This window comes from Halomonas terrestris (assembly GCF_049166755.1).
Classification (GTDB): Bacteria; Pseudomonadota; Gammaproteobacteria; order Pseudomonadales; family Halomonadaceae; genus Halomonas.
Map to the genome: position 1 here is coordinate 12,505 of NZ_JBMHFZ010000003.1, position 22,121 is coordinate 34,625.

The 22,121-nt window shown below is 69.4% G+C and carries 19 protein-coding genes and 1 tRNA gene; 7 read left to right on the forward strand and 13 right to left on the reverse strand.

Annotation, left to right across the window (positions count from 1 at the left end; genetic code table 11):
* Window positions 1-25 precede the first annotated feature (25 nt).
* Window positions 26-565, forward strand: a complete 540-nt coding sequence (gene greB, locus ACOMD9_RS04175; protein WP_421412306.1) for a transcription elongation factor GreB — start codon at window positions 26-28, stop codon at window positions 563-565.
* On the opposite strand, the gene ACOMD9_RS04180 is transcribed toward greB, so the two are convergent.
* Genes ACOMD9_RS04180 through ACOMD9_RS04190 form a run of 3 tightly spaced genes read right to left on the reverse strand, consistent with a single transcriptional unit; the run spans window position 566 to window position 3,969 of the window.
* Window positions 566-1,603 carry a methyltransferase gene (locus ACOMD9_RS04180; protein WP_421412307.1) on the reverse strand — a complete coding sequence of 346 codons (1,038 nt, stop codon included), beginning with the start codon at window positions 1,601-1,603 and terminating at the stop codon, window positions 566-568.
* Window positions 1,600-2,409 (reverse strand): methyltransferase domain-containing protein, encoded by an 810-nt coding sequence (locus ACOMD9_RS04185; RefSeq protein WP_421412308.1) that lies wholly within the window; start codon window positions 2,407-2,409, stop codon window positions 1,600-1,602. The genes ACOMD9_RS04180 and ACOMD9_RS04185 overlap by 4 nt, the downstream gene beginning before the upstream one ends.
* Window positions 2,410-2,463: 54 nt before the next feature.
* The gene (locus tag ACOMD9_RS04190) at window positions 2,464-3,969 is read right to left on the reverse strand and encodes an amidase (RefSeq protein WP_421412309.1); all 1,506 of its coding nucleotides are present in this window, start codon (window positions 3,967-3,969) and stop codon (window positions 2,464-2,466) included.
* Between the two features lie 94 nt (window positions 3,970-4,063).
* Between ACOMD9_RS04190 and ACOMD9_RS04195 the strand changes: the two genes are divergently transcribed.
* Both ACOMD9_RS04195 and ACOMD9_RS04200 read left to right on the forward strand, forming a co-directional pair.
* A tRNA-Arg gene (locus ACOMD9_RS04195) sits at window positions 4,064-4,140 on the forward strand.
* Between the two features lie 153 nt (window positions 4,141-4,293).
* Window positions 4,294-5,385 (forward strand): hypothetical protein, encoded by a 1,092-nt coding sequence (locus ACOMD9_RS04200; RefSeq protein ID WP_421412310.1) that lies wholly within the window; start codon window positions 4,294-4,296, stop codon window positions 5,383-5,385.
* 36 nt (window positions 5,386-5,421) lie between these two features.
* On the opposite strand, the gene ACOMD9_RS04205 is transcribed toward ACOMD9_RS04200, so the two are convergent.
* Together ACOMD9_RS04205 and ACOMD9_RS04210 are read right to left on the reverse strand one after the other, a co-directional pair.
* Complete coding sequence (locus tag ACOMD9_RS04205; protein WP_421412311.1) at window positions 5,422-7,407, reverse strand: sensor domain-containing diguanylate cyclase; 1,986 nt, start codon at window positions 7,405-7,407, stop codon at window positions 5,422-5,424.
* Window positions 7,408-7,494: 87 nt separating this feature from the next.
* Window positions 7,495-9,456 (reverse strand): diguanylate cyclase, encoded by a 1,962-nt coding sequence (locus ACOMD9_RS04210; RefSeq protein WP_421412312.1) that lies wholly within the window; start codon window positions 9,454-9,456, stop codon window positions 7,495-7,497.
* Between the two features lie 378 nt (window positions 9,457-9,834).
* On the opposite strand from ACOMD9_RS04210, the gene ACOMD9_RS04215 reads away from it, so the two are divergent.
* Window positions 9,835-10,974 carry a DcaP family trimeric outer membrane transporter gene (locus tag ACOMD9_RS04215; protein ID WP_421412313.1) on the forward strand — a complete coding sequence of 380 codons (1,140 nt, stop codon included), beginning with the start codon at window positions 9,835-9,837 and terminating at the stop codon, window positions 10,972-10,974.
* 235 nt (window positions 10,975-11,209) lie between these two features.
* On the opposite strand, the gene ACOMD9_RS04220 is transcribed toward ACOMD9_RS04215, so the two are convergent.
* The 3 genes from ACOMD9_RS04220 to ACOMD9_RS04230 all read right to left on the reverse strand — a co-directional run bounded on the left by ACOMD9_RS04220 (window position 11,210) and on the right by ACOMD9_RS04230 (window position 13,952).
* Window positions 11,210-12,409, reverse strand: a complete 1,200-nt coding sequence (locus ACOMD9_RS04220) for an IS4 family transposase (RefSeq protein ID WP_421412314.1) — start codon at window positions 12,407-12,409, stop codon at window positions 11,210-11,212.
* Window positions 12,410-12,847: 438 nt separating this feature from the next.
* Window positions 12,848-13,105: a hypothetical protein gene (locus tag ACOMD9_RS04225; RefSeq protein WP_421412315.1), complete on the reverse strand. Its 258-nt coding sequence runs from the start codon at window positions 13,103-13,105 to the stop codon at window positions 12,848-12,850.
* A 46-nt stretch (window positions 13,106-13,151) separates the two neighbouring features.
* On the reverse strand, window positions 13,152-13,952 hold the full coding sequence (locus tag ACOMD9_RS04230) for a M48 family metallopeptidase (protein ID WP_421412316.1): 801 nt from the start codon (window positions 13,950-13,952) through the stop codon (window positions 13,152-13,154).
* Between the two features lie 137 nt (window positions 13,953-14,089).
* Between ACOMD9_RS04230 and ACOMD9_RS04235 the strand changes: the two genes are divergently transcribed.
* From ACOMD9_RS04235 to ACOMD9_RS04245, 3 genes are all read left to right on the forward strand, one after another.
* A complete protein-coding gene (locus tag ACOMD9_RS04235) occupies window positions 14,090-14,977 on the forward strand; it encodes an ATP-binding protein (protein WP_421412317.1) in 888 nt (295 codons plus the stop codon).
* A 101-nt stretch (window positions 14,978-15,078) separates the two neighbouring features.
* On the forward strand, window positions 15,079-15,537 hold the full coding sequence (locus tag ACOMD9_RS04240) for a hypothetical protein (protein WP_421412318.1): 459 nt from the start codon (window positions 15,079-15,081) through the stop codon (window positions 15,535-15,537).
* 19 nt (window positions 15,538-15,556) lie between these two features.
* Entirely contained in the window at window positions 15,557-16,660 is a 1,104-nt protein-coding gene (locus ACOMD9_RS04245; protein ID WP_421412319.1) for a PQQ-dependent sugar dehydrogenase, read from the forward strand.
* A 16-nt stretch (window positions 16,661-16,676) separates the two neighbouring features.
* Here ACOMD9_RS04245 and ACOMD9_RS04250 read toward each other — a convergent pair whose 3' ends face one another.
* The 5 genes from ACOMD9_RS04250 to hisS form a co-directional block, all read right to left on the reverse strand.
* The gene (locus tag ACOMD9_RS04250) at window positions 16,677-17,300 is read right to left on the reverse strand and encodes a hypothetical protein (RefSeq protein WP_421412320.1); all 624 of its coding nucleotides are present in this window, start codon (window positions 17,298-17,300) and stop codon (window positions 16,677-16,679) included.
* 193 nt (window positions 17,301-17,493) lie between these two features.
* The gene (gene der, locus ACOMD9_RS04255) at window positions 17,494-18,897 is read right to left on the reverse strand and encodes a ribosome biogenesis GTPase Der (protein WP_421412321.1); all 1,404 of its coding nucleotides are present in this window, start codon (window positions 18,895-18,897) and stop codon (window positions 17,494-17,496) included.
* Window positions 18,894-20,039 (reverse strand): outer membrane protein assembly factor BamB, encoded by a 1,146-nt coding sequence (gene bamB / locus ACOMD9_RS04260; RefSeq protein WP_421412322.1) that lies wholly within the window; start codon window positions 20,037-20,039, stop codon window positions 18,894-18,896. Before bamB ends, der begins: the two co-directional genes overlap by 4 nt.
* Complete coding sequence (locus ACOMD9_RS04265; RefSeq protein WP_421412323.1) at window positions 20,036-20,695, reverse strand: YfgM family protein; 660 nt, start codon at window positions 20,693-20,695, stop codon at window positions 20,036-20,038. Before ACOMD9_RS04265 ends, bamB begins: the two co-directional genes overlap by 4 nt.
* A 76-nt stretch (window positions 20,696-20,771) precedes the next feature.
* Window positions 20,772-22,082 (reverse strand): histidine--tRNA ligase, encoded by a 1,311-nt coding sequence (hisS, locus tag ACOMD9_RS04270; protein WP_421412324.1) that lies wholly within the window; start codon window positions 22,080-22,082, stop codon window positions 20,772-20,774.
* Window positions 22,083-22,121: the final 39 nt, after the last annotated feature.

The window sequence follows — 22,121 nt, forward strand, 5'->3', positions numbered from 1 at the left end:
CCAGGCAGACGAGGGAAGCCCGACCATGAAAGGCCGCAACATGACCCGCTGGCGCGACCCGGCCAAGGACCCGCGCCAGGAACCGAAGAGCAACCTGATCACCGCCGAGGGCGCCGAGCGGCTGCGCGGCATCCTCGACCACCTCTCGCGGGTCAAGCGCCCCGCCCTCTCGGCCAAGGTCGGCGAGGCGGCGGCGCTCGGCGACCGCAGCGAGAACGCCGACTACACCTACAACAAGAAGGAGCTCAACCGGGTCATCGCCCGGATCCGCTACCTGACCAAGCGCCTCGACGAGCTGCAGGTGGTGGATCGTCTGCCGGCCGACACCGACAAGGTCTACTTCGGCGCCTTCGTCACCCTGGAGGACGACGACGGCGAGGAGACCCGCATCCGCATCGTCGGCCACGACGAGACCGACACGACGAAACGCTGGATCAGCGTCGATGCTCCCCTGGCCAGGGCGCTGCTGGGCAAGTCACTGGACGACGAGGTGACGGTGGCCGCCCCGGGCGGCGAGACCACCTACGTGATCACCGGGATCGACTATCGCGACCCGCAGGCCTGATCAGCCCTTGACCGCGCGATAGACCCGGTAGCGGCGGTCGTCGGCGAGGATCTCGAAGCCCCCGAAGGCGCGCGCCAGGAGATCCGGATAGGGCAGGAAGGCATTGGCCACGACCACCAGCTGGCCGCCCGACACCAGGTACTCGGGCGCCTCGAGGATCAGCCGCGCCGCCGGGCCGTAGTCGATGGCTCGCTCCTGGTGGAAGGGCGGATTGCTGACGATCGCCGCGAAGCGCCGCTCGCCGAGGGTGGCATAGACGTCGCCGAGTCGCGTCTCCCCAGGCAGCCCGTTGGCGGCCAGGGTCCGCCGGGTCGCCTCCACGGCGAAGGCGTTGACGTCCACGGCAGTGACACTGGCCCCGCGACGCGACAGCCAGGCGGCCAGGATGCCGTCGCCGCAGCCCATGTCGAGAACCTCGCCCGGCGCATCACCGAGGCCCTCCCCCTTCCCGCTCGCTTGCGGCAGGACGCCGGGCAGCGTCTCCAGCAGCAGCCGGGTGCCGTCGTCGAGCTTGCCGTGGCCGAACACACCGGGATGGCTGACCAGGGTCAGCCCCGCGGCCTCGAACCGGGTCCAGGCCGCATCGGGATCGAGGCCGACACGGCCCAGGCGCGTCTCGAACAGCGAGCAGCGCCGAGCGCTGTCGCGCTTGCGGCAGCCCAGTCCCAGGGCGGCCAGCACCTTGAGCACCCGCTTGATGCCGCCCTGGTGCTCGCCGGCGAGCTGCAGCGGCGTGCCCGGCGGCAACACCGTGCAGAGCCACAGCAGCCACCACTCGCCCAGCGCATGGCTCTTGGGCCAGAACAGCACGGCCCCCGCCACGCCGCCATCGGCAGCGGCCGCCGCACCGTCGTCGAAGGGCGAGAAGGCCGGCCGGCCATGGCCGCGCCAGGCCTCGAGCAGCGAGGCGTCGGCGCTGATCGCCGTGCCCTCCCCCGCTTCCAGCCAGGCGTCCCGCGGCGGGGCCACCCACCACCAGCCGCGGTAGTCGGCTTCCTGGCGTTCCAGCAACTGGCACACCGGGGTCTCGGCACTCATGTCACGGGCTCCTCGGGTCGGGTCGGCGAAGGTTCCAGGGTGTAGAGCAGGTAACGGCCCAGGCGCCAGTGGGGATCGACCCGGCAGTAGCGTTGCTCGAGGGCGAGCAGCCGATCCCTGTCTGCCTCGGACTGCGGTGGCTGGCGCAGGTAGTCGTGGAAGACCCGGATGCCCGCCACCGCGGTGATGGACAGGCCGTTCTCGGCGCTCCAGGCCTCGATCTGGGCATGGGTGAGCGGCGAGATCGGCGTCAGCCGCTGGCGCCTGCCGCTACCCTCGAGACGATCGGCGAGCGCCTTCTCCAGGTTGCCCTTGACCACATTGGACATCCTCAGCGCATCGCGGTTGAAGACCATCAGCGAGAGCTGGCCATCCGGCGCCAGCAGGCCCGCCAGGGTGGCCAGCGCCGCACGCGGGTCGGCCAGCCACTCCAGGACCGCATGGCAGGCGATCAGCGGCCAGGGACCGGGGGCCCGCTCCGGGAGCGCCTGCAGCGGCGCCTGGAGCAGGCTCACCGGCTGCCCTGCCAGGTGGTTGCGGGCCCGCTCGAGCATCTCGCCGGAGGGCTCGGCCAGGGTCACCGCATGGCCACGCCCGGCGAACCAGGCAGCCAGCTGGCCCAGCCCCCCACCCACGTCGAGCAGCGGCTGGCCCTCGAGCTCCAGCATCCCGGGCAGCAGCCGGTCGAGCAGGGCCAGGCGCAGCTCGCCGCGGGGGGCGCCGTAGAGGCTGTCGGCGAACTTGTCGGCCAGGCCGTCGAAATGGCGGTCGCCGGCCGGTGAGAGGGAGGAAGGGGTATCGGACATGCCGGGCTCGTCAGGGGGATTGCCCGGGCATTCTACCCGGGATCGACACCGGACTCACCGCTCGGCGGTGCGCGGGAGGCGACTCCCCCAGCCGCTGTCGGCCTCGAGCTCGGCGGCCAGCGCCAGCAGGCGCCTCTCGTCCCCCATGGGGCCCATCACCTGGACGCCCACCGGCAGGCCGTCCGGGGTGACATGCAGCGGCAGCGACATGGCCGGCTGGCCGGTGAGGTTGGCCAGCTGGGTGAAGGGCGTCGTGCGCAGCGAATCGACGGCCAGGCGCTTGAGCATGCCGGCCTTGAGCGCCAGATGGGGGACGCCGGGGATCGCCAGCAGCGCCATCAGCCGCTCCTTGCCGGGATCGGGATAGAGCGCGCCCAGGCGTGGCGCCGGGGTGGCCGCCACCGGCATCAGCAGCACGTCGAAACGACGGTGGAACTCGCCCATGATCCGGGCCACCCGATTCCAGTAGCGCTTGGCGAGCTCGTAGTCGCGTGCCTTCAGGCGGCGCCCCAGCCGGCCGATGGCCCGTGTCGAGGGCTCGATGTCGAGCCGCCTCACCGCCACGCCCGTCTGCTCGCCGATCCAGGCCAGGTCGGCGGCCAGGTGGCCCAGGTAGAGCGTCAGGTAGCTGTCGGCAAGGCGCTCGCCCTCCACCGGCGGGTCGCACCACTCCACCTCATGGCCCATCGCCTCCAGGCGCAGGGCGGCCTGCTCCACGGCGTGTCGCACCTCGGGATCGAGGCGGGTCCCCAGGGGGGCACCCAATGGCTCCCCCAGGGAGACGGCCACCCTCAGTCGCGCGGGGGGCCGGGCGATGGCCGCCAGGAAGTCCGACTCCCGGGGCAGTGGCCAGGGGCTCCCCACATCCATGCCGTTGATCTGGTCGAGCAGTGCCGCGCTGTCGCGCACGCTGCGGGTCAGGGCGTGTTCCACCACCGCGCCCTGCCACACCTCGCCGAACATGGGGCCCAGCGGCACCCGCCCGCGGGAGGGCTTGAGGCCGAACAGGCCGCAATGGCTCGCCGGGATGCGGATCGAGCCGCCTCCGTCGCCGGCCATGGCCAGGGGGACCAGCCCGCCGGCCACCGCCGCCGCCGCACCGCCGCTGGAGCCTCCCGGGGAGTGGCCGGCCTTCCAGGGATTGACCGGGTGGGCAAAGGCGCGTGGCTCGGTGATGCCCATCAGCCCCAGTTCCGGGGTCGCGGTCTGGCCGAGGATCACCAGGCCCGCCTCGCGCAGCCGCGTCACCAGGCTCGAATCCTCCGGGGCCCGCCAGTCGACCAGTGACGCGCTGCCGAAGGCCAGGGGCTCACCGGCGATGGCCATCAGCAGGTCCTTCGTCAGGGTCGGCACCCCGGCGAAGGGGGAGCCCGGATCGACCCGCCGCCCCTCCCGCTCGGCCTGCTCGAAGCGTTGACGCACCACCGCACCCAGCCGCGGGTTGTCCGCCTCGATGGCGGCACAGGCGGCGCCGAACACCTCCTCCCGGCTCACCTCGCCGTGGCGAATCAGTGCCGCCAGCCCCAGGCCATCCTGGGCGCGATACTCCCTGGGCTCCATGACGTCTCCCTTCCCGTTTGCTCCCGCCACCCGCCGGCCCCGGGGCCGACGGGTTTATCTCATGCGCTCGAACGCTTATAATGCGCCGCGTTTCGCCCTCTTAGCTCAGCAGGATAGAGCAGCCGCCTCCTAAGCGGCAGGTCGCAGGTTCGAATCCTGCAGAGGGCGCCATGCCCGACCACCCCGCTCCAGCCCCCTCGGCCTCGACGTCACCCGGCTGGTGATCGCCGCAGCCGCTGCCTATGCTTCCCCAACCCCCTGCGGCTGGAGTGCTCCGCGGGACAACAAGGACAGTGATCGCCACGCTTCACCGGAGCCCGTTACATGGTCAAGTCTCGTCTCCTGCCAGCGCTGCTGGCGGGGCTGCTCCTCTCCATCGCCAGCCTGCCGGACACCGCCCGGGCCGTCGCCGACGCGTACTATGCCGACAAGACCATTCGCATGATCATCCCCCTGTCGCCCGGGGGGAATACCGACACCTTCGGTCGGCTGATCAGCCAGCACCTGGGCCGGCACATCCCCGGCCAGCCCGAGGTGGTGGCCGAGAACGTCACCGGGGCCGGGGGCCTGGTGGGCAGCAACGAGTTCGCCGAGAACGTCGAGCACGACGGGACCACCCTGCTGGCGAGCTCGGGCCATCTCAACCTGCGCGCCATCCTCGGGCTGCGCGGCCTGCGCCTCGACCTGGAGCCCCTCGAGCCCCTGGTCGCCGCCCCCATGGGCCATGTCACCGTGATCGCCCCGCGTGCCGGCGTCGAGGCGCCGGATGATGTGCTCGGCGCCCACGGCCTGACCAAGGGCATCACCGACCCGATCGGCGTGATCGAGTCGCTGGTGGCCCTGGAACTGCTCGGCCTCGACTACCGGGCGGTGCCGGGCTACGGCAACCGCGGCGACACGCGCGTCGCCTTCGAGCGCGGCGAACTGATGATCAACACCCAGAGCACCGCCAACTTTCTCGCCAGGATGCGGCCCCTGGTGGAGACAGGCGACGCCATGCCCCTCTATGCGATCGGCTTCACTGACGAGGACGGCAAACCGGTGCGCGACCCCGCGCTACCGGACATGATCACCGTTCCCGAGCTCCACGAGCAGCTGTACGGCGAGATGCCCTCCGGCCCCCTCTGGGAGGCCTACAGGGTCGCCGTCCAGCTGGTGCAGAACACCCGCGGCAGCATCTGGGTCCACGGCGACATACCCGAGGAGGCCCTGGTCGCCCTGCACGCCGGCGTGGAGGCCATGGTCGACGACCCCGAGTTCCAGGCGGCCAGGGCCGACAGCCTGGGGGCCTACGGGATCCTGCGGGGCGACGAGCTCGACCGGGTCAGGCGCGCCATGGAGACCATCTCGCCGGACCTGCTGGATGAGCTGCGCACCCTGCTCGGCGAACGCTTCGGCGCCGAGTTCGATGGTTGACTGCCCCCCGGCGCCCTCCCGCTTGCCGCGCCGGCGTCAGGATTCCGGCGCCGCCAGGGCCGGATCCCCCTCGTGCAGCACCACCCGGTTGCGCCCCTGGCGCTTGGCCTGGTAGCTGGCCTGGTCGGCCCGCTGCATGAAGGCCGACGGGCTGCGATCGGTCTCGCCCAGCACGGCGATGCCGATGCTCACGGTCACCTGGAAACGGTGCTGGCCGGCGCGGAAGTCCAGGTGTTCGACCTCCTCACGGATGCGCTCGGCGATGTCCCTGGCGCGCAGCAGCGGGCAGGCCGGCAGCAGGATGGCGAACTCGTCGCCGCCCAGGCGAGCCACCGAGTCGCTGTCGCGCACCGTCTGGCTCAGCAGCCTGCCGATGCGCTTGAGCATCTCGTCACCCGCCGCGTGGCCGGCGGTGTCATTGACCCGCTTGAAGTGATCCAGGTCCATCATCATCAGCGACAGCGGCATGTCGCTCTGGCGCCGCTGCTGCCGGGTGGCGGGTATCAGGCGCGCCTCGAACCCGCGGCGGTTGAGGCAGCCGGTCAGGGGGTCGTGCTCGCTCTCCCAGCGTGACCGCTGCTCGCGACGATGGCGCTCGGTGATGTCCACCACCGAGCCGATGTAACCCAGCACCTGCTCCGCGGTGCGCACGGGCGACCCCTGCACCTCGACCCAGCGGGGCTCGCCCGAGGCGGTGCGGATCTCGATCTGGTACTGGAAGCCGTTGCGGGAGCGTACCAGCCGCTGCCAGTAGGACCGGCTACGCTCGCGCACCGCCTCGGGCAGCATCTGTGCCCAGTCCCCGCTCAACAGGGCCCGGCTCGACCAGCCGGTGATCCGCTCCAGGGCCGGGTTGACGAAGGTCAGCTGCCCCTCGGCATCGACCAGGTAGAGCCCCACCGGCGACGACGCCAGGGCGGCATCCAGGTAGGCCTTGCGCTCGGAGGCCACCCGGTTGGCGTCCAGCATGCCCAGGTAGAGCCGGTTGACGGCCCGGGCGATGGCCTGCAGCTCGCGCAGGCCGGATTCGCTGAGCGCGTCGCGATCGCCCTGCTCGATGGCATCGACCTGGGCCACCACCCGCTTGAGCGGACGAAAGGCCGAGCGCAGCAGCATCGAGGCCGCCAGGCCGGCGAGCGCCATCAGGACCAGGGCCACCCCCAGCAGTGAGGTCCACAGCCGTTTCACCGGCGCATAGGCGGAGGACAGCGGTGCCACGTAGCCGACCAGCCAACCGGTCTTGGGCGAGCGAATGAAGGACTGCAGCGACGGCACGCCCTCGACCGTGGGCGCCTCGACCACCCCCTCGAAACCGGCCGACGCCTCGGCCAGCACCGGGTTGCGCTCCACCGGCAAGGGCCGCAGCAGGAGCCGCTCATCGGGGTGGTGCAGGATGACATCCCCCGGCGAGGCGATGGCCAGGTAGCCCTCCGCGGCGACCTGCAGCCGGCTCAGGTCGGCCAGCAGGCCATCCTCGCGAGGCGCCAGGGCACCGGTGAGCACGCCGACGACCTCACCGTCGGCAGAGAACAGCGGTGTCGCCATGCGGATCACCGGCTGCCCCGGCACGCCCTCGACGCGGGGCTCGCCGATGCGGGAGCGACGGGCCGCCATCACCTCATCGAGCAGGGGCAGCGCGGCGAGATCGGGATTCGGCACGGATCGCGGTTCATGCCAGCGGCCGAGCACCTCGCCCCCGGGAGAGACCACGGCCAGGCTGTCGAAGAGGGCCCTCAGCCCCAGCTCCTCGGAGACCAGGGCGGCTGCCGATGGCGCGGCAGGCCCCTCGCCACCCAGGCGGCGCGCGGCGCTCTCCAGGGCACGACGGCGGGTCAGCAGGTAGTCATCGAGACCGATCGCGGTCAGGCGGGTATCGAACAGCAGGTTGTCGGAGATGGTCTCGCGCAGGCTGTCCCGGGCGACGAGGAAGGCCACCAGCACCATGACGACCAGCATGAGCAGCCAGCCCAGCACGAAGGCGGTGAGGATGCGTCCCTGGAGCGAGCGAAGTGGCCTGGGCATGCCGATGACCCCGTTGCGTCGTGATGACTCCCACTATAAACAGCCCCTGCGCCGAGGGTGCCATTCCCGGTCAACGTTGTGCCGCGATCAGGCGACCTCGACCAGGTTGCGACCGGCCGCCTTGGCCCGATAGCTCGCCGCATCGGCCCGTGCCAGCACCGAGCCGTAGTCCCGGTCCTCCCGGCACAGGGCGGTCACCCCGATGCTCAGGGTGACGCGATACTCGCGCCCCTGGTGGACCACGAAGATCTCGCTGACGGCCTGGCGCAGGGTCTCGGCGATCTGCTCGGCCTGGCAGAGGGTGCAGCTGGGCAGCAGCACGGCGAACTCGTCGCCACCCTGTCGCGCCACATGGTCGCTGCGCCGCACCTCCCGGGCCACCACCTGGGCGATGCGCCTGAGCATCTCGTCGCCCAGGGCATGGCCACCTTCGTCGTTGATCGGCTTGAAGTGGTCGAGGTCGAAGAGTATCACTGCCGAGGGCGTCCCGGTCTTGTGCCACTCGACCAGGGTTTCCTCCAGGCGGCGCTCGAAACCGCGCCGGTTGAGCAGCCCGGTGAGGGGGTCGTGCTCGGCCTCCCAGCGACGCAGCGCTTCCTCGTGGTGACGCTCGGTGATGTCCTTGACCGTACCCACGAAGCCGATGGCGCGGCCGTCGATGGCCACCCCGCTGGCATGCACCTCGAGCCACAGCAGCTCGCCGTCGGCGCGGACATAGCGGAACTGGCGCAGGAAGTCGTCACCGGTCTCGAGGCTGTAGCGCCACAGGTCGATGGCCGACTGGCGATCCTCCCGGTGGATATGCTGCACCCATGACGATTCGTCACTCCCGATGAAGACGCGCCCGGTCAGCTCCGCCAGCGCCGGGTTCATGTAGCTGACGTTGCCGGTGGTGTCGGTGACGAACATGCCCAGCGGCGAGGACGCCAGCACGCCCTCGAGGAACGCCTCGCGGTCCTGGAGCCGCTCGAGGGCCGTGCTGCGCTCCTCCTCGACCCGGTTGAAGGTGCCCGCCAGCCGCCGGATCTCGTGCATCCGGCTGTCGAGGCTCACCCGGCTGCGCCGCCCCTCGCCCACCGCGTCGATCTGGGACTCCAGCCGGTGCAACGGGGTCAGGGCGTGACGCACCAGCCACCACATGAACAGCAGCAGCATGGCGAAGCCGATGCCGAACCACCAGAGCCGCTTTATCAGGATATGCAGAGGTGCATGCACCTGCTCCGCGGGCAGGAAGACGCCGACCACCCAGTCGGCCGGCCAGACCTGGGCGAAGGCCTGGTAGGCCTCGCCGCCATGGATCAGTTGCGCCACCGCCGCGCCCTGCCAGCCATCCAGGGCCCGGTGCAGCATCGGATTGTCCTCGATCGAGGGCACCGGCTGCATGACCAGCGAAACGTCGGGATGATAGAGGATGCTGCCACCGGCCGTGGCCACGGCGGCGAAGCCCCCGGCACCCAGACGCAGCCGATGCAGCCGCCTGAACAGCCCTCCGGAATGCATGTTAACGAAGCCGCCGACGAAGCCGTCGAACTCGCCCTCCTCCACCCGCGGCACGATGAACATCACCAGCGGCATGCCGCTGGCCCGACCGATGAAGGGTTCGCTGACATGGGGGCGGCGCACGGCCTCGACGAAGCGGAAGTACTCGGTCTCGGCCGTGGAGAGCCCCGTGCGCCCCGCCACCACCGGCCAGTCCGCCTGTATGACACCCTCGGCATCCGCCACCACCAGTCCATCGAACCACTCGAGCAGGGCATCGCTGCGCCTCAGCTCGTCGCGCAGCCCTTCCGCCCCGTCGAGCCTGGTCGCCAACCGCTCCAGTGCGCCCAGGCGGTCATTGACCTGGGCCGTGAACTCGTCGGCGATCAGCTGCGACTCGTAGCGCAGGTGGGCGAAGTTGGTCTCGCGCAACTGCTGCTTGCCCGTCAACCAGCCGATGCCCAGCAGCAGCAGGGCCACCACCACCCAGGTGGCGGCCAGGCCGATCATCAGCCGGCCCTGCAGCGAGAGGGCCAACCGGAACAGGGGCACGAGTCGAGGCAGCAGCAAGGGCGCTCCGGCTTGGGTGAGTGATCACTGATGCATCAAGGGGTATCGGACGCCAGATGATGGCGCAGGTCAAGCTCGGCCCCGGCGCGAAACGGCCATCACCACCGCCGATACCGCTTGTCGCCCATGGGCCCGGTAGCGCCTGCCCTCGATCCAGGGCCGTGCAACAGGACCCATTCCAATTGACACAACTTTATACCACCAAAGGCACAGTTTGTATCACGCCATTGCCGTCAACGGTCGAGGGCATTAGTGTCACGCGTTGACGTTTACGTCATCTTCTAACCCTTTTGACTGATGACGTTGACGTCAGATGCAACAACACACAATAACGACGTGCCGGCGAGCAAGGCACATCACGCACACAAGGAACGCCAAGTGACTGTTCACAAAAAACTGAAGCAAGCATCGATCTTCTCTGCAACCGCACTCGCGCTGGCCGTTTCCGGCGCTTCCCAGGCCTATACCCTGGAAGTCGGCGACACCACCGCCAACGTCTACGGCTACGCCAAGCTGGACCTGATCTACGACGTGGATGCCGACCTTGGTCCTTCCGTCGACCACGGCGCCATCCGCCTGGATGGCGAGCCGGGCTCCGATGGCCATACCACCATGCATGCCTACCAGAGCCGCCTGGGCTTCAGCACCGCCACCCCGGCGGGCGGCAGCGAGCTGAAGACCACCATCGAGGGTGACTTCTACGGTGGCGGCGGCGGCAGCTTCCGCCTGCGCCACGCCTTCGGCGAGTGGAACGGCATCCTGGCCGGCCAGACCTGGACCAACTTCGGCGGGTTCCTGGGCATGACCCCGACCATCGACTTCACCGGCCAGGTCGGCCAGGCCAATGTCGGCCGCCAGGCCCAACTGCGCTATACCGTCGACGGCTTCTCGGTCGCCCTGGAAGAGCCCACCGCCATCGGCGGCGCCGTGGCCGCGGGCGAGGACGACGAGACCAAGAACAGCCTGCCGCACCTGACCCTGCGCTACCAGGGTGGCGTCGACGGCTTCAACTATGCGGCCTCTGCCGTGGTCCGCCAGGTCGAGTACTACAACACCGCCCAGGACAGCGACAAGAGCACCACCGGCTGGGGCCTCAACCTCGAGGCCAGCGCCCGGGTCGCCGACGGCGTCACCCTGCGCGGCGCCATCACCCATGGCGACGGTATCGGCAGCTACATGTACCTCAACCCCTATGGCCCGGGCTACGTCAACGCCGACGGCGGCGTCGAGACCGTCAAGGCCACCGGCGGCACCGCCGGCATCAGCGTGGCGGCCGGCCCCGGCAACGTGAACCTGGGCTACGGGGTATCCACCGCCGACCTGGATGATGCACTGGCGGACGGCGCCGTGGCGGGCGACGCCAACGAGAAGTTCGAGAGCGTCTACCTGAACTACATCTGGTCGCCGATCGGCAATGTCAGCTACGGCATCGAGGCCGGCTGGCACTCCCGCGACACCGTGGGCGGTGCCGACGGCGATGCCGTTCGCCTGCAGGGCATGGTGCAGTACAACTTCTGAGCCTGCCCCGGGAGGCGGGCTCGCCGCCTCCCCCCATCGCGAGGTTCCAGTACAAGCAGAACATTCGATCCCTTCGCCCCGGCACTGCCGGGGTTTTTTGTGTCGGCAGCGCCGGGGGCCCCATGGGGCCAGACCCTGGGGCATTCCCATGTTCTTCTCGACATTGGCAGCGGGTTTCTTAGGAAGACGCCGAGACTGCCCCTATGGGGTCAGACCCTGACGGATCCCCAGGTTTTTACATGCCCTTGTCGCCTCCATGCTGTGTGATGACTTCGCGCCGGAGGAACTCCGTCAGTCTATCCGGCCGACATCGTGACAGCAGGTTGGGGGAGTGCCTCAGGGCTTCCCGCCCCAATCGCCACACTGACAAGACCGAGCGAGAACGTAGGCTATTGCTCTGAAACCGCTGGGTGTCACCGTCATGGTGGATCTTCAGGCCACAGATCAGCATCACTAGGCTGGCCAGCATGGCGATGAGCAGCAGAATCTCGATGCGCCGTGCGCTGCGCGTCTGATGCATCCCGAAGCCCAGCCCGAACAGCGGGCTCTTCACGTCACGAAACCCCTCTTCGATCTGCATGCGCTGGCGATAGATCGCCACCACTTTCTTGGCACTCGTGAACGATGCCGGCAGGTTACTGACCAGCACCCAGGGCTCGCGATGCCCTTTCGCGGCCTTGAGGCTGCGCTTGGCGCGTGATGGCTTGCCCTGCTTGGTGAGATGACGACGCCCCTTGGCGACATGTCGGACGCGGTAGGCTCGGGTGGACAGCGGGGATTTTTTGACGAGTTCGGCCTTGCCCAAGGCTTCTGGAGTTCGCCGAGCACCGGCGAACAGGTCCGCGACGGGCTCCCACTCCTCGCCTGACAAACGGAGGTGGGTCGGTCGGCGCAAGCGGCCGACGTAATACCAGCCCCGCGCTTCCACTTCCCGAAACCAGGGCCCCTTGAAGCCGGCATCGGTGACCAGAATAGGCTGAGTCCCTTCCGGCAGCAGCTCGGCGAGCGCATCCAGCAGATGGCGCTGACAGACCGGGCAGGCATCCTTGTGATGGACCTTCTCATAGATGGGGAAGGAGCGGCCCGCGAAAGGAATCGCCGCGCGCAGTACAAAGTGTTGCCCCCGATCATCGATCGGTGACCAGTCTACTAGGATGCGCGGATGCGGGGTATTGCCGACGAGAAGCGGCGTCACCAGCCAATAGAACAGCGGACGCTCCTGCTGCAGGTGAGGGTTCCCGAGCAGCCGATCCATGCGCTTGATGGCATGCTTGGGCGCCGTGTCACCGGGCAGATGGCGCCCCAGGGCCGTCAGGCCCAGGCGCTGCCCGTCGATCAGCGCCTGCACCGCGGCCAGCAAGGACTTCAGGCGTAGAGCATTCACCACGGGGGCTGAATCGGCCAGGATCTTGTGCAAGAATCGGAGCGTCTGCATGGGCACCTCGGCATATTGTTTCTTTGGCGATTAACAACATGCCTGCCCATGCAGACTTTTTTCAATCCTAATGTACTGATTTAGCTATTCATTTCCTGGGGATCCCTCAGGGTCAGACCCCGGCCGAGTTATGGCCTGTCACAGTGCGCTGGGCGAGCGGATTCGACGCCGCCGGGGTCTGACCCCAAAGGGTCTCCGGAATCCGGCAGAGCCCGGCTCACACAGTCGGGGAGTGGTGCCTCCCCCATGCAGTGGATACCTGCCCTGTGGGAGTGCAGATTTTCTGCGCGATTGGCGCCGCAGGCGCCCCGGCGGAGACCGCCAACGTCGCAGAGCACCGCCAGCGCCGCTTCGCGGCACCATCGCCCCGCGGAGCGCGGCTCCCACAGGGCGGCGCCGCTTGATGTGGAGCCCTCAGCGTCCTTTGATGTGGAGCCCTCAGCGTCTCTTGACGTAGAGCCCCACCATGCACAGCGCCACGCCGGCCACCGAGAGCAGCATGCCGCCGTTGACCAGCCAGGGATGGCGGTCGAGCCAGGAGACGAAGGGTTGCGGCGTGTCGCGGCAGACCCCCTCGAGATAGTCCCAGTAGCCGCCGGACAGGGTGCACTCGCGCACGTCCCCCAGCTCCCAGAAGTAGACGCCCATCAGCACCAGGATGGGGGCGATCAACAGCAACAGTCCGAGTTTCAGCATTCGTTTTCCGGGTCAGGGGAGTGGCGTGAGACTGGCGACGAGCCCTTCAGGGGCGCGGGCAATTCGGCTGACGCCCCGCCCGGCGGGCCTGTTCATAGCGGGCCAGGGCGCTGTCCATCTGCGCCTGCAGGCCGCCCATGCGCTGGCCATGGCTCGGGTGGGTGGACATCCAGGCCGGCGGCTGGGCGTTGCCCTGGGCGCTCATGTTCTCCCACAGGGCCAGGCTCGCTCGCGGATCGAAGCCGGCGTCGGCCATGATCTGCAGGCCGACCACGTCGGCCTCGCTCTCGTGGCGGCGCGAGAAGGGCAGCAGGATACCGTACTGGGCGCCCATGCCCAGGGCGGCCATCAGCTGTTCGCCCCCCTGGCCCTGCAGGCCCGAGGCGGAGCCCAGCACCGACAGGCCCAGCTGGGTGGCGGCCTGGGTGGAGACCCGCTCATTGGCATGGCGGGCCAGCACGTGGGCCATCTCGTGGCCGATCACCGCGGCGAGCTGGTCCTGGTTCTCGGCGATATCGAGCAGGCCGGTATTGACGCCCATGTAGCCGCCGGGCAGCGCGAAGGCGTTGGCCTGCTCCGATTCGAAGACGCGGATCTGCCACTCCTGGGCGCGCTCGCGCTCCGGCAGCACCGCGACCAGGGCGTCGGCCACGCACTGGGCATAGCGCTGCGCGGCCCCGCCCGCCGCGGGCAGATCCTGCTGGTACTGCTCGAACGCCTTGGCGCCCATCTGGTTGAGCTCCGCGTCGGAGACCATGGTGAGCTGCTGTCGCCCGGTGGGCGAGGTGGTGCAGGCAGTCAGGGCGATACTCAGGGTGCCGATGGCGAGGCAGTGCATCCAGCGCATGGGGGTCTCCTGTGGTCAAGCTTCGTTTCCAAGCCTCTATGACTCTGGACGCGGCATGACGGTTCGCCACAAGATACCCGTAACGCCTGCCAGGTCAACATTGTCCTGCCACATTATGAATCGATGAGGAGAGCGTCATGGATGCGGAGCTGTCGCGCCGCCTGCTGCACCTGCTGGATCATGTCGAACACTGGCTCCCGCCGCCTCCCGAGGAGGTCGACTGGGCGCGGGACATCGCCGCCCTGTGGCAGCGCCACACCCTGGGGGGACGGCTGCTGCCGGTGCCGCCCCGGGACGCCCTGAGCCTGGACGACCTGCTCGGCATCGAGCGCCAGAAGCTGGCACTGGTCGACAATACCCGGGCCTTCCTCCAGGGGCTGCCCGCCAACCACGCCCTGCTGTGGGGCTCGCGGGGCAGCGGCAAGTCGTCGTTGATCCGTGCCCTGCTCAATACCCTGGCGCCGGAGGGGCTGCGCCTGGTGCAGGTCGACCGCCATGACCTCGCCGGCCTGCCGATGCTGGTGGAGCAGCTGCGTCATCAACCGCATCGCTTCGTGGTCTACTGCGACGACCTCTCCTTCGAGGGGCATGACGACGCCTACAAGGCACTCAAGAGCGTGCTGGACGGTGCCCTCACCGGCCCGCCCCCCAATGTGCTGCTCTACGCCACCTCCAATCGACGCCACCTGCTGCCGGAGTCGATGAGCGACAACGAAGGTTCGCGACTGGTGGGCGACGAGCTCCACCACGGCGACGCCGTGGAGGAGAAGATCTCGCTCTCCGACCGCTTCGGCCTGTGGCTCGGTTTCCACCCCTTCAACCAGGACGTCTACCTGGAGGCGTGCTGCCACTGGGTCACCCAGCTCGGCACGGCTGCCGACTGGAACCGCGAGGCCCGCGCCGAGGCGGTGCGTTTCGCCACCCTGCGCGGCGGGCGCAGCGGCCGGGTCGCCTGGCAGTTCGCCTGCCAGTGGGTCGGCCAGCAGCGCTTGCGAGACCGTTCCCGAGCCCAGGAGCGCCAGTGAGAACAGACGCCCACGCGATGAGCACGTGCCCTGCTGGCAAGCTTCACCGGCCGGGACCGGGAGGCGAGGAGCGGCCATCGAAGCACTCGTGAGAGGTCAGCATGACGAATCGATGGCGATTGCTGGTGGCGTATGTCGCCGCCGTGCTGGACGCCACCCTGCTCGGGTCGATCGTGCAGACCCAGTTCAACCTGGCGGCGCTGTCGGCGCTGGGTGCCGAGATATCGTTCTCCACGCGCCTGGCGACGACCGGCCAGGACCTGCTGGGGTTCACTCCGCTGTATGGCAGCCTCGTCGCCGTCATGATGCTGGTGGCCATGCCGGTGGCCACCCTGGTGACGCGCTGGCTGGGCACCGGCGCATGGCCGATGCATGCGCTGGCGGCGGCGCTCGGGCTATGGGTCATGCTGTCGATCGTCGATGCCCTGGCGCCCATGCCGACCCTGATCGCGGCCACCCGTAGCCCGGAGGGGACCCTGGCGATGATGGCGACGGCCGCCCTGGGCGGTTGGGGCTATGCCATCCTGGCGTATCTCGACTGGGACCGGGCTCTTGGGTGACCCCGCAGAGGAGTGAGACATGCGTCGATTCGGTCGTGTCCTGCTGGCTACCGTCGGCCTGTCGGCCGGTACCCTGGCGCTTGCCGTGGACTACCGGATCGAGACGCTGGCCGAGGGGCTCGATCATCCCTGGTCGCTGGCCTTCCTGCCCGGGGGCGGCATGCTGGTCACCGAGCGTGCCGGGCGTCTGCGCCTGATCGGTGCCGACGGCAGGCTGCGCGAGGCGCCCGTTGCGGGGGTGCCCGAGGTCTTCGTCGGTGGCCAGGCGGGGTTGTTCGAGGTGGCGCTGGCGCCGGATCATCGCGACAGTCGGTGGGTATACCTGAGCTATGCCTGTGGCACCCTTGCCGCCAACACGACCTGCCTGGATCGTGCCCGCCTCGATGGCCAACGGCTGGTCGGTCGTGAGGCGCTGTTTCGCGCCGAGCCGGCCAAGCACGGACGCTCCCACTTCGGCGGCCGTCTGACCTTCCTGCCCGATGACACCCTGGTGCTGGGATTGGGCGATGGCTTCGACTATCGCGAACAGGCCCAGAACCCTGGCAACCATCTGGGCAGCCTGGTGCGTCTGAACCCCGATGGCTCGGTGCCCGACGACAACCCCTTCGTCGATGACAGCGAGGCGCGAGCGGAGCTCTACACCATCGGCCATCGCAATATCCAGGGGATCGTCTTCGACGAGGCTCTCGGTGAGCTGCTCATCCATGAGCATGGCCCGCGGGGCGGTGACGAGCTCAATCGCATCGTGCCCGGCGCCAACTATGGCTGGCCACTGGTCACGCACGGCATCGACTATACCGGGGCGCGGGTCACGCCCTTCACCGAACTGCCGGGGTTCGAGTCGCCAGTGCTGCACTGGACGCCTTCCATCGCTCCCTCGGGCATGACCCTGTACGTCGGGGAGCGCTTTCCCGAGTGGCGGGGCGACCTGTTCGTCGCGGCGCTGGCCGCCCGCCAGGTGCGCCGCCTGATCCGCGAGGGTGGCGAGATCGTCGCTCAGGAAGCGCTGTTCACGGAGCTCGACGAGCGGATCCGTGACGTCCGCAGCGGGCCGGATGGCGCCCTCTACCTGTTGACCGACAGCACCGAGGGGCGGGTGCTGCGTGTGGTGCCTGCCCCCTGAGGCAGGTGGCGGCGGATCAGCGCCGGGGTGCCAGCTCGCCATCCTCGCCCACGGCGAAGCGCAGGGTGGGGGTCCAGAGGCCGGCGGGCAGCGTCATGCCGAGCCCGCGCAGGTCCCCCGGGGTGATCGCCAGCTCGCTGCCGGCGGGCAGCTCGCCGCGACTGGCGAGCTGGCTGGCCAGCTCCACCACCGGCGCGAGACGCTCGCGGTCGGCACCCAGCAGGTCGAAGGCCACCGGCAGGCGCAGCCTGGCGTCGTCACCCGGGGTCAGGCTGACCTCCTCCCGGTAGTTGCCGCTGATCACCTCGGCTCCCGGGACATCGAGCGTCCAGCGAAAGCCCGACATCTCCACCGCGGGCATGCCGGCGGGCAGGCCGAGGCCCATGGCCAGGGTGGCCTGCACGGGCAGGCTGCCCATGCCCAGGCTCGACATCGCCAGCGACATGATATCGCTGGTGTCCAGGCCGGCCTGGATCGAGTAGGGGCCGATGCGCACGTCCTCGACGCCCAGCGAGGTGACCGCCAGGCGGAAGGCGAACAGGCCGGTCTGGGGAATCGCCAGGCAGCCGGTGAGCAGCGCCGCCAGGCAGAGCGGGGCGAGCAGGCGCCAGCGGCGCGGCAGGTGACGGGAGAGCGTCATGGGGTCCTCCGGGACAGGGCCAGTGCTGCATCGCAGCGAGGAGGGTATTTCAGGGCCGCGGGGCATCCCTGTCAAGGCGCACAGCGCCCGGTCGGCCTGGCGGGGAAGCGAAACTGTCGGCCCATGACGACAGCGCCCGGCCCGTCCTCGAGGACGGGCCGGGCGGGCGCTGAGGGGGAGCGGAGGGAGCGGCTCAGCGGCGGCTCTTGCGGGCCTCCCGGGTACGCCCCAGCTCGCGCTTCTTGGCCTTCTCGCGGTCGCTGGCGCCGGCCATGCTGTCGAAGGGGTTCTTGCCGGAGCGGAACTCGAAGCGCAGCGGCGTGCCGCGCACCTTGAGCACCTTGCGGAAGGTGTTGGTCAGGTAGCGCCGGTAGGCCTCGGGCAGCGAGCCCGTCTGGTTGCCGTGGACCACGATGATCGGCGGGTTGCTGCCGCCCTGGTGGGCCATGCGCAGCTTGATCCGGCGGCCATTGACCAGGGGGGGCTGGTGCTGTTCCACCGCGTCCTGGAGGATGGTGGTCAGGCGGTTGGTCGACCAGTGGCTGTTGGCCGAGGCGAAGGCGCGCTCGATGGAGGGGTAGAGGTCGCCCACCCCGGTGCCGTGCAGCGCCGAGATGAAGTGCAGCTCGGCGTAGTCGGCGAAGCCCAGGCGGCGCTTGATCTCGGCGCGCATCTTCTCCCTGGCCTCGTGTTCCAGGCCGTCCCACTTGTTGACCGCCAGCACCAGGGCGCGGCCGCTGGTCAGCACGTAGTCGAGCAGGTGCAGGTCCTGTTCCACCAGGCCGCTGCGCGCATCCAGCACCATGACCGCGACATGGCACTCCTTGATCGCCTCCAGCGTCTTGATGATCGAGAACTTCTCGGCGATCTCGCGGACGTTCTTGCGCCGCCGGACACCGGCCGTGTCCACCAGCACATAGGGCTTGCCGCGACGCTCGAAGGGGATCTCGATGGCGTCGCGGGTGGTGCCGGCCTCGTCGAACACCACCACCCGCTCCTCGCCGAGCAGGCGGTTGACCAGGGTCGACTTGCCCACGTTGGGTCGGCCGATCACGCCGATGCGGATGCCCTTGGTGCCGGTGTCCGCCGGGATGCTCTCGTCGCGCTCCGGGAAGGGGGCGAGCACCGCCTCGATCAGGCCGGTGACGTTGCGGCCGTGGGCGGCGGCGATGGGGTGCGGGTCGCCCAGCCCCAGCTGCCAGAAATCGGCCATGGCGGCATGCTCTTCGAGGCCGTCGGTCTTGTTGACCACCAGCCAGGTCTTCTTCTGGTTGACGCGCAGGTGGTTGGCGATGGCCTCGTCGGCGACGTTGAGGCCGGCGCGGGCGTCGACCATGAAGAGCACGATATCGGCCTCGTCGATGGCCTGCAGCGACTGTTCGGCCATGGCGGCATCGATGCCCGCCTCGTCACCGCTGATGCCGCCGGTATCGATCACCGTGTAGGCCTTGCCGCCGAGCACGCCGTTGCCGTACTTGCGGTCGCGGGTGAGCCCCGGGAAATCCGCCACCAGGGCGTCCCGGGAGCGGGTCAGGCGGTTGAACAGGGTCGATTTCCCCACATTGGGGCGGCCGACCAGGGCGATCACGGGAGTCATTGGATGTCCAGGGTCTCTAGGCGGCCGTCGTTGGCCAGCACATGGATGCGGTTGCCTTCGGTGACCGGCCGCACGCTGATGCCCGAGCGGTCGACCCGGGTACGCCCGACCATCTCGCCGCTGCGCGCCTCGATCAGGTGCAGGTAGCCCTCGAAGTCGCCGAACACCAGGCGCCCGTCGGCGAAGGCCGGGGCGGTGATGGCGCGCCCCTCCAGGCTCTCGTTGCGCCAGAGCTCGTCGCCGCTGCTGGCGTCCAGGGCGAGGATGTGGCCGGCCTCGTTGACGGTGAACAGGAAGTCACCGACCAGGATCGGGGTCAGGTAGCTGGAGTGCTCGCGCTCCCACAGCACCTCGCCCTGGGTGGCTTCCAGGGCGACCAGGCGGCCGTTGTAGCTGGTCACGAACAGGCGGCCGTCCGGGGTCAGTACCGGCTGGGCAGCCAGGTCGACGAGCCGGTCGATGTCACTGCGTCCCTGGGGCACGGCGATGCGCATGTCCCACAGCGGCTGGCCGCTGCGGTTGTCCAGGGTCACCAGGCGGCCGTTGGGCAGGCCGGCGAAGGTGACCGGGTCGATCACCATGGGGGTGCCGGTACCGCGCAGCGTCAGGGCCGGGCGGGTGGCGCTGTAGCTCCAGCGCTCCTGGCCGCTGGCCCGGTCCAGGGCGGTGACGCTGCCGTCGACGCTCTGGACCACCAGCAGCTGCCGGTTGGGCTGGGGCGCGGCCAGTACCTCGCTGGGCACCCGGGTGCGCCAGACGATCTCGCCATCGTTCTGGTCGATGGCCAGCACCTCGCCGTTGCGGGTGCCCAGGTAGACACGACCGGCCACGGCCGTGAGGCCGCTGGAGACGGCCACGTCCAGGTCCTGCTGCCAGCGACGGCTGCCGTCATCGGCGTCCAGAGCCATCAGCCGGCCGCGCTCGTCGGCGGCGAAGACGGTGTCGCCGTCCCGGGCCGGGGCGATGGGGTAGGTCGCACGACCCAGGCCGCGCCCGACCCGCTGGCTCCAGGCGCTGCTCAGGCTGGCGCGCTCTTCGAGGCGCTCGAGCTCCTTGGGTGGGTACTGCGGCTCGACCTTGCCGGCGCAGCCGGCCAGCAGGGCAAGGCTCGCGACGGCGGCGATCAGGAGGGTCGGTTTCATAGCGTGGCCTCGTCAAAACCCAGGTTGTCGAGCTTGAGCTGGACGCCATAGAGCGGCTGGTCGCGCTCCTCGGCGAGCCCCAGTGCCTCGTTCCATGCCGCACGGGCCTCGTCCTCGCGGCCCAGGGCATGGTGGGCGTCGCCGCGTATGTCGGCACGCTGGGCGGCGAGGGCCTCCGGGACACCGGCTTCGAGGGTGGCAAGCGCCGCCTCGGCATCGCCATCGGCGACCTGCAGCCGCGCCAGGCGCAGCCGGGCCAGTCCCTGCACGTAGTCGCGCCCGCTGGCGTCGATCACGCTCTCCAGGGTGCTCCGGGCGGCGGCCTGGTCGCCCTGGGCCACCGCCAGGCGGGCATCGACGAGCCGAGCCAGGTCGGCATAGAGGGTCTTGCCGTGGTTGTCGGTGATCTCCACCACCAGCGCTCGGGCCTGGCCGATGCTGGCCTCGTCGAGCTCGCTACCGGCGGTCAGGTTGATCAGTTGCTGGTAGCGCATGGAAGCCGCGGTGGCCTGGTTCTCCTGGTAGTTCTGCCAGGCATTCCAGCCGAATACCCCGGCCGCGGCGATGGCGACCCCGGCGATCAGCGAGGTGCCGTTCTCCTTCCACCAGCGCTTGATCGCGTCAAGCTGCTCTTCTTCGGTTCTCAGCTCCGCCACAGGCGGTCTCCTTCTGTCCTGGGGATCCGGGTCGGGATCTTCTGCGGATCGGTGTCGGGATCCTGGAATGGTGCACTCAGCGGGTTTCGCCTGCCAGCAGCGATGTCAGCGCGGCCTTGAGTTCCGACTGGGGCAGGCTCTGCTGCTCGCGCTCCTCGCGCAGGAACTTCAGCGTGGCCGTGCCCTCGGCCAGTTCGTCCTCGCCCAGCAGCAGCGCCAGCCGGGCGCCGCTGCGGTCGGCCTTCCTGATGCGGCTCTTGAAGCTGCCGCCGCCGCAGTGCAGCTGGGCGCGCAATCCGGGCAGCTCGCCGCGCAGGCGTTCGGCCAGCAGCAGGGCGGCACCGGTGGTGGCGTCATCCATGGGCAGCACGTAGAGGTCCAGCTCGCCGCGGGCGGCATCGGGCACCAGCTCGAGGGTCTCGAGCAGCAGCACCAGCCGTTCGATGCCCATGGCGAAGCCCACCGCCGGTGTCGGCTTGCCGCCGAGCTGCTCCACCAGGCCGTCGTAGCGGCCGCCGGCACAGACCGTGCCCTGGCTCCCCAGCGCGGTGGTGGTCCACTCGAAGACGGTGCGGCCGTAGTAGTCCAGGCCGCGCACCAGCCGCGGGTTGAGCACGTAGTCGATGCCCGCCGCATCGAGCATGGCGCAGAGCGCCTCGAAGTGCTCGCGGGATGCGTCGTCCAGGTGGTCCATCAGCTTCGGCGCATCGGCCAGCATCGCGGCCATCTCGGGATTCTTGGAGTCGAGGATGCGCAGCGGATTGCTCCCCAGGCGGCGGCGGGAGTCCTCGTCGAGCAGGTCGAGATGCTGTTCGAAGTAGGCCACCAGGGTGTCGCGATAGGCGGCGCGGGCCTCGGAGGAGCCCAGCGAGTTGAGTTCCAGGGTGACATGCTCCATCAGCCCCAGCTCGCGCCACAGGCGTGCCGAGAGCAGGATCATCTCGGCGTCGATGTCCGGCCCCTCCAGGCCGAAGGCCTCCACGCCGACCTGGTGGAACTGGCGGTAGCGGCCCTTCTGGGGGCGCTCGTGGCGGAACATCGGGCCCTGGTACCAGAGCCGCTGGGTCTGGTTGTGCAGCAGGCCGTGCTCCATGGCGGCGCGCACGCAGCTCGCGGTGCCTTCCGGGCGCAGGGTCAGGCTGTCGCCGTTGCGGTCGTCGAAGGTGTACATCTCCTTCTCGACGATGTCGGTGACCTCGCCGATGGAGCGCTTGAACAGCGCGGTCTGCTCGACGATGGGGGTGCGGATCTCGTCGTAGCCGTAGCGCATCATCAGCGCCTGCACCTGTCCCTCGAAGTACTGCCACAGCGGCGACTGGCCGGGCAGCAGGTCGTTCATGCCGCGAATGGCCTGGATCTTCTTCTTGCTGGTTTCGGACTTGCTCAACGGTTGCTCCTTGATGAATCGCCGTGGGCTGGTCAGGGG